At 66.4% G+C, this 7,123-nt stretch carries 6 protein-coding genes and 1 pseudogene; 6 read left to right on the top strand and 1 reads right to left on the bottom strand.

Annotated elements, in window-relative coordinates; translation table 11 throughout:
* From JDV09_RS25795 to JDV09_RS25770, 6 genes and pseudogenes are all read left to right on the top strand, one after another.
* Positions 1-216, top strand: a pseudogene (locus JDV09_RS25795) (HNH endonuclease signature motif containing protein); the annotation flags it as partial.
* A 336-nt stretch (positions 217-552) separates the two neighbouring features.
* On the top strand, positions 553-855 hold the full coding sequence (locus tag JDV09_RS25790) for a hypothetical protein (protein WP_221371979.1): 303 nt from the start codon (positions 553-555) through the stop codon (positions 853-855).
* 885 nt (positions 856-1,740) lie between these two features.
* Complete coding sequence (locus JDV09_RS25785; protein WP_221371978.1) at positions 1,741-4,029, top strand: response regulator; 2,289 nt, start codon at positions 1,741-1,743, stop codon at positions 4,027-4,029.
* Complete coding sequence (locus JDV09_RS25780) at positions 4,026-5,648, top strand: GAF domain-containing sensor histidine kinase (RefSeq protein WP_221371977.1); 1,623 nt, start codon at positions 4,026-4,028, stop codon at positions 5,646-5,648. Before JDV09_RS25785 ends, JDV09_RS25780 begins: the two co-directional genes overlap by 4 nt.
* A gap of 8 nt (positions 5,649-5,656) precedes the next feature.
* Positions 5,657-6,025, top strand: coding sequence for a response regulator (locus JDV09_RS25775; protein WP_221371976.1), 369 nt, complete (start codon positions 5,657-5,659; stop codon positions 6,023-6,025).
* The gene (locus JDV09_RS25770) at positions 6,018-6,335 is read left to right on the top strand and encodes an Hpt domain-containing protein (protein ID WP_221371975.1); all 318 of its coding nucleotides are present in this window, start codon (positions 6,018-6,020) and stop codon (positions 6,333-6,335) included. The genes JDV09_RS25775 and JDV09_RS25770 overlap by 8 nt, the downstream gene beginning before the upstream one ends.
* Before the next feature lie 535 nt (positions 6,336-6,870).
* Here JDV09_RS25770 and JDV09_RS25765 read toward each other — a convergent pair.
* On the bottom strand, positions 6,871-7,123 hold a 253-nt coding region (locus JDV09_RS25765; RefSeq protein WP_221371974.1), incomplete at its 5' end, for a hypothetical protein.

Genomic DNA, 7,123 nt, shown 5'->3' with positions numbered 1-7,123 from the left:
CAGACCCGGCTCAACTCCTACCACCGACCCGAACGGCTCCTCCGCCCACCCGACGACCCGCCACCCCCCGGCCACACCGACACCACACCGCCCGAATCAGACCAGCCCAGCCAGGACGGCGACCGGCGCGGCCACACCGACGCGTCGCCACCCACGCCCACCGACGAACCCGGCGAACCCGGCGGACCCGCACCACCCGACGACCAAGCCGCCTGATAGCCGCGGACCTCGAACACCGCAGCCCAACGCTGAAACATCGGACCGGGTGGGAATTTCCTCGTCACCCGCTCTCGGTACGGATCTTCTGCTGCGATCGATTTTGGCAACGAGGTCAACAACATTCAGTTGTTGGCGTGCGACATCCAGTAAACACCGTTCGACAATGGACGGGCCGTTGGACTTCAGCTGCTACACCAGGTGCGCGACATGTGCCTCCAACATCGGTACTCCCAGCTGGATCTACCGCTGGTCGACATATATGCCGCACGCGAGAGGGCCAGGTTGGGGAAACGTGACGATGCCCTACCGCAAATACGTGCAGCCATAGACGATTTGCTCGATCGAGGACAGGCCCCGTGGTGCGCTCCAAGTACCGACGTCCTGGTACAGACGCTGCTGGCCCAAGGCGACAACGCGAACCACGCTGAAGCCGAAGCCGCTCTCGATCGGCTGGAGCGCATACCGCTGGGCGACAACTTCGTTCCTCGCGAGATCGTCCTGCTGCGACTCCGTGCTCTGCTCGCTCGTTCTCGTGGCGACGACATCACCTACCGCAACTATCGGGACCGCTACCGCGACATGGCGAGAACGCTGGGTTTCGAGGGGCACATGGCGTGGGCCGAGGAGATGCCGTGACGGTAGAGAAGCGGGTGCGGGCAGGGCAATGTGGCCCAAAACGTCTGGGAAGGAACGAAATCTGCCCGGGCCGCCGCCGGGCCAGGGGTTCAGGCCTCCGCAAGCCATTCCGCCGGGCTGGTCCTACGGATTCGTCCTTCCCTCACCTTGCCCGCCAGGGGTTGAGGGGCCGGTGCCCTGACGACCTCACTTAACAGCAAGCCCTCCCACGGCCGAGTCCCTCTCAGTCCCGAGAGCGCGGAGGTGTGGGTCGCCTGGCAATGAAGTTGGCGGTGACCTGCCTATGCGCGACACGGCCGCCGTGTTCGATCCCGTCTCCGGTCCCATGCCGGGTGACAACGTCGTCGCTCCCCGCACCCGCACGTCAGAATCAGGAGGAGGTCGGAGGCGATCCGGGAAGGCTCAGCATCGGCTACGTCACCGAGCGGCCTGCGAGCGCACGACGAGTAGCCCCAATGCCGGAGGCTCTCCCGATTCTCGGCCGTCCCATCGAGTCTCTGGGCTTCGCTCCTGAGTCACCCGCCGCCTCCATCCACCCCTGAGTGCCGCGCCGCATTCACGAGCACTATCGAGCTGCCCGGGAAATCTCATGAGCGTCGCTCTCGATCGCCAGATCGGAGGCGCCGACAACTGGCTCATCACCCACTTTGGACAGCGAACCGCGGCGGCGACTCCTCACCACCATCACTGGTCTGAACGCCTTCGCGGCTTGCGCGGTCGACGATCGAAACGGATCCTCGTGAAGCGTCGTCGATGGCTATTTGACGCTGCTACCGTGGTCCGGCTAGCAGGTCCTACTAGTGGCGCTCAGCAGGAGGGCGTGCAGTATCCGATGGCAAACTGGGGATGCGGGTGACTCGCGGAGCTAGAGAGTCCGGCCGCGGCATGATCCTGGTTGTTGACGACGACGAGATGATCGTCGCTTTGGTGTCTTCTGCGCTCCAACGAGCCGGTTACGATGTCGTGTCGGCCAGCAACGGTCATGAAGCGCTGCAGCAGATCGAACTGGTCCTTCCGGATCTGGTCGTTTCTGACGTCAACATGCCGCACACAGACGGTTTCGAGTTCACCAAGCGGCTGCGGGCCGACACAGCAGGAAAAACCGTGCCCTTGATCTTCCTGACGTCGCGCAGCGAAAACGTGGACGTCCTGGCCGGGCTGCAACTGGGCGCCGACGACTATATGACCAAGCCGTTCGAGGTCTCCGAACTCGTCGCCCGCGTCGATGCCAAGATCGCCCGCCGCCCCGTCCCCGCCGAGATGCTCACTCACGACGTCCGTAGCGGGGTCCTCACTGAACAGCGCCTCCGCGACACCGCGCAACGCGAACTCGACCGCGCGCAGCGCACCGGGCGAGCGGGATTTCTGGCCGCACTGAGTATTGCCGAGGCACCCGAACTGCGCCTGCGCTTCGGGCCATCGGCGCTGGACATGCTGGCTCGGCAGCTCGCGGCCGAGGTGGCTGCCGGCGCCGGTCCGCTCGAGGAGATCGGGCGCGGCAGCGGCGGACAGTTTCTCATCCTGCTGCCGGAAACCGAGGCCCTGTCCGCCTACGAGCGACTCGCGGCCGTCAGCCGTGCCGTCGTTGGGCGCAGCATGGTGGTGCACGGTGAGCGGGTGTGGACCTCCCCATCGATCGGATTCGTCAGCTTCGGCGAGGCCGGCGATGTCGACGATCTGATCGCCAAGGCGACGGTGGCCGCTGAGCACGCCGAGTCTCACCTCGACCTGCGGCCCCAGCGGTGGACACGGCAGATGGCGCCGCAGCCGCGGCACCGGCAGGTACACGATCCGCTGGCCAGTCTCCGGACTCCGTTCCAGATACTGCTCACCTTGGTTGTCGGCGTGGTCCTGCCGTTTTTCGGTTATTACTGGATGGGCACCGCGGTCGTCGACGTGTCCAACGTGGCGTACCTGGTGGTGGTGGCCGCGCTGCTGGTCACCGCCGCGTCGATCTGGATCGAGGGCCTGCTCGCGCTGCGGCCGGTGGAGCCGCCGCCAGCGCCGCCCGGGGCGCCGCCACCGGCCAGCGCCATCATCGCCGCCTACCTGCCGAACGAGGCGGCGACCGTGATGGAGACCATCGACGCGTTTCTAGCCGTCGACTATGGCGCAGCAACGCAGATCATCCTCGCCTACAACACCCCGCGGCCCCTGCCCATTGAGTCGGCACTGCAGGATATCGCCGGGCGTGATCCGAGGTTCGTTCCCTTCAAGGTCGAAGGATCGACGTCCAAGGCGCAGAACGTCAACGCGGCGTTGACGCATGCCACCGGCGAGTTCGTGGGCATCTTCGACGCCGACCACTGCCCGGACCCTGACTCGTTCAGCCGGGCATGGCAATGGCTCGGCAACGGCTACGACGTGGTTCAGGGGCACAGCGTGATCCGCAACGGCGACACCTCCTGGGTTGCGCGGACCATTGCCGTCGAGTTCGAAGCCATCTACGCGGTGAGCCATCCGGGCCGCACCCGGCTGCACGGGTTCGGCATCTTCGGCGGCTCCAACGGCTACTGGCGCACCTCGCTGTTGCGTGAGACGCGGATGCGGGGATCGATGCTCACCGAGGACATCGACTCGTCGCTGCGGGTTGTCGAGAACGGCGCTCGCATCGCCTCCGACCCGAAACTGGTGTCGCGTGAGCTGGCGCCGACGACCGTCCGCGCGTTGTGGAACCAGAGGATGCGGTGGGCGCAGGGGTGGTTTCAGGTTTCGTTGCGGCACCTCAAGCCCGCCCTGACCGCGCCAGCATTAACCCTGCGGCAGAAGCTCGGCTGCGTCTTCCTGCTCGGTTGGCGCGAGGTCTACCCGTGGATCTCGATACAGATGTTCCCGATCATCGCCTACAAAGCGGTACTTCAGGGTGGGTTGGCCAATCTGGACTGGCTGATCGCCATATTCGTGATCACCACCATCTTCACGTTGTCGGTCGGTCCCGGCCAGACGTTGTTCTCCTATCTGAAGGCTGACCCCGAGATCCGTCGCCATACGAGTTGGTTCTGGTCCTACCTGGCCGTGTCCAGTCTGGCCTACACCGAATTCAAGAACATCATCGCGCGGGTGGCTCAGCTGAAGGAGGTCATGCGCGAACGGGCGTGGAAGGTAACGCCGCGCACCGGCGGGGCCGGCGCGTCGGAGGCGTCCGGTGCTTCGCGGTCTGCGGGCGCGGCATGAGTTCGGTCGCCCACCCCCAAGGCGGCGCCGCACCCCATCCGGTACCGGCCGACGACGAGGCGCGCGTCGCCGCGCTGCACGCCCTGGAGTTGCTCGACACACCGCAGGAAGAACGCTTCGACCGCATCACCCGGCTGGCCAGGGAGGTGTTCGACGCCCCCATCGCTTTGATCAGCCTCGTCGATTCGAATCGGCAGTGGTTCAAGTCCTGCGACGGCCTGAACCCGGGCGAGACGCCGCGAGGCGCCTCCTTCTGTACCTACGCGATCATGGGCGACGAGATCTTGGAGGTGGTGGACGCCCGGGTCGATCCGGTCTTCGCCAACAATCCGTCGGTTCTGGACTCGCCGCACGTGGTGTTCTACGCCGGTCAGCCCGTGCACGACCCGTCTGGGCACCGGGTCGGCACGCTGTGTGTGATTGACCACAAGCCCCGCCACCTCACGGCCGATCAGCGGCGGCAGCTTCGGGACCTGGCCGGCTGGGTGGAGGTGGAGTTCCAGGCCGTCGAGGTGACACGGGCCGCGCGGACAGCCGAGCGGCTGCGCCACCACCTCACATCGGTGTTGAACGCCACCGCCGAGGGCATCGTCGCCATCGACTCCGCAGGAGTCGTCACGTTGGCCAATCCCGCCGCCGAGGGCATCACCGGCTGGGCCGACGGGGACGGACTGCGCGGCCGGCACTTCCACAACACCGTCCACGGGCAGTTCCCCGACGGCACGCCGTACCCGGCGGAGCAGTGTCCGGTGTCAAAGGCCATCGGCGACGGCCGCACCCTCGCCGCGGTCGACGACGTTTTCTGGCGTCGCGACGGCATCCCGGTGCTGGTCAGTACGTCGGCGGCCCCGCTGACCGAGGACGCCAAGAAGATCGGCGGCGTCGTGGTGTTCGAGGATGTGACTGCACAGCGTGAGGTCGAGCGGTTGAAGGACGAGTTCGTGTCGGTGATCAGCCACGAACTCAGGACCCCGCTGACCTCGATCCGTGGCTCGCTGGGCCTGGTGGCCACCGGGAAGTTCGGGGAGCTGCCGAGCGAAGCGCGCATGCTCGTGGACCGGGCGCTGCGCAACACCGAGAGGCTGGTGCGCTTGGTGACCGACGTCCTCGACTACGAGCGGCTCAGCAGCGGCCGGCTCATGCTGAACCGAAAGGAGGTTCGGGTGGACCTGCTGGTCGCTCAGTCGGTCGAAACAGTTCGCGATGCCGCCGACGCCAGCAATGTGCGACTGGAGGTGGGTGCGATACCGGAACTGGAGGTAGTGGTCGACGGCGACCGCATCGTGCAGGCACTGGTCAACTTGCTGAGCAACGCTGTGAAATTCTCGACTGAGGGATCGGTGGTCACCGTCACCGCCGATGTCGACGGAGACAGCGTCAGGCTGCACATCAGCGACACCGGGCGGGGGATCCCGGCCGAGGCGCTGGACCGCATCTTCGCGCGCTTCGCCCAGGCTGACGCGTCCGATGCCCGCGAGAAGTCCGGCACCGGGCTGGGCCTGGCGATCACGAAGAGCATCGTCGAGGCGCACGAGGGCACCATCACGGTCACGTCTTCGCCAGGCGTCGGAAGCACGTTCACCCTGGAGCTGCCGCGCACACTCGGTGTTGCGACGTGACGCATCGGGTGCTGGTCGTCGACGACGAGGAAGACATCCTCGAGATCGCCCGGCTCAGCCTGGAGCGGCTGGCCGGCTGGTCTGTGGTGACCGCCTCGAGCGGCCCCGACGCGCTGCAGATGGCCCGCACCGAATCCGTTGAGGCCGTGCTGCTCGACGTGATGATGCCCGGGACCGACGGGCCGGCGACTGTTGCTTTGCTCAAGGCCGATGAGGCGACCCGGCATATCCCGATCGTCCTGCTCACCGCCAAGGCCCAATCCTCGGACCGCCAGGAACTGAACAAGCTCGACATCGCCGGCATTCTGCAGAAGCCCTTCGACCCGGTCAGTCTGGCTGGGGAGGTGGCCACAGTGCTGGGTTGGGACGATGGGTAATCCCGCCGACCCCGCAGACGAGGTGGAGCGGCTGTGGCTGCAGCTCCGACACGTTGCCGACGAGCGGATCTCCGTGCTCGAGGATGCGCTGAGCGCTGCGCGCGCCGACCGGCTTGGTGCCGAACAGTTGCTCGCTGCGCAGCGCGCCGCCCATAACCTCGCTGGCTCGCTGGGCAGCTTTCGCCGGCCGGCGGGATCTGAGGCGGCCGCCGAAGCGGAGATGGCGCTTACCGGTCCGCCCGATCTGGCCCGGCTCGACGACGCCATCCGGCGCATCCGGGCCGCGGTGTCAACCGGTCCGACCCGTTGACGGTTCATCCGCGCGGCACCGAAGGTCAACCACGGGTCGCAGACCGCTGAGCCACTGGCGCCGGGCACCGTTCGACTGGCGCTGCTCATGCTCAGGCAAATAACCGAGCGCCGCCCGGCAACCTCTCGTCGCGCGCGATCACACCCACACTGCCAGGGTGATTCGGGTTGTGCTGGGCTGTATTCCGACGTTCGCCGCGTGTCGAATCGTCCACGTCGGCAGGCTCTTTCCGTGCTCATGTGTCGAGAGGGTGTTAGCTCGTGATCGGTGTCTTAGGACACCGCTAGACGGTATGGGGAGACTGGGGCTCACTGCATGTCAACGTGAGTTGCCGACGGGAATCGGGTCCTGGCCGGTCGAGCCACAGATGTAGGAGGCCCCGGTGATACGTCAGCGTACGAGTGTTGGTCTGGACGTGCACGCACGTTCGGCGTTCACCGACGCCAAGGAACGCGAGACGACCGCGGACTTCGTCGACTGCTTCTCAGCCGGCATCCAGCGCCCGCCCGAAGGCGACCGCCGCCTTGCGCGACTACTACGCATTCGCGCTCAAGCCGATGCCCGTGGAGGCCAGTGCATCGGTCAAGAATCTTGCCGCATTGCGTGCTGCCGCGGTCGACGAGATCATGCAATCACCGCCCACGACAACGCAAGTGGTGCGGGCTGCGCTCGAACGCTGCCGTGCTGTGGGCATGGACGAGGTCATCGCGGTCCCGCCATCGCCGAACTCGACCAGGTGGAGCGTCTGGCCGAGGTCGCGGCCCAAGTCATCGGCTGACCCCGCGTCG

It is taken from the genome of Mycolicibacterium xanthum (genome assembly GCF_019710635.1).
GTDB lineage: Bacteria > Actinomycetota > Actinomycetes > Mycobacteriales > Mycobacteriaceae > Mycobacterium > Mycobacterium xanthum.
Note: the sequence above shows the minus strand (reverse complement) of the source record. Positions and strands in the feature narration are given on the sequence as shown.

Excerpts from the sequence above, each read along its gene's own strand:
- JDV09_RS25785 (WP_221371978.1), top strand. The coding sequence starts at position 1,741 with ATGATCCTGGTTGTTGACGACGACGAGATGATCGTCGCTTTGGTGTCT.
- JDV09_RS25780 (WP_221371977.1), top strand. The coding sequence starts at position 4,026 with ATGAGTTCGGTCGCCCACCCCCAAGGCGGCGCCGCACCCCATCCGGTA.
- JDV09_RS25770 (WP_221371975.1), top strand. The coding sequence starts at position 6,018 with ATGGGTAATCCCGCCGACCCCGCAGACGAGGTGGAGCGGCTGTGGCTG.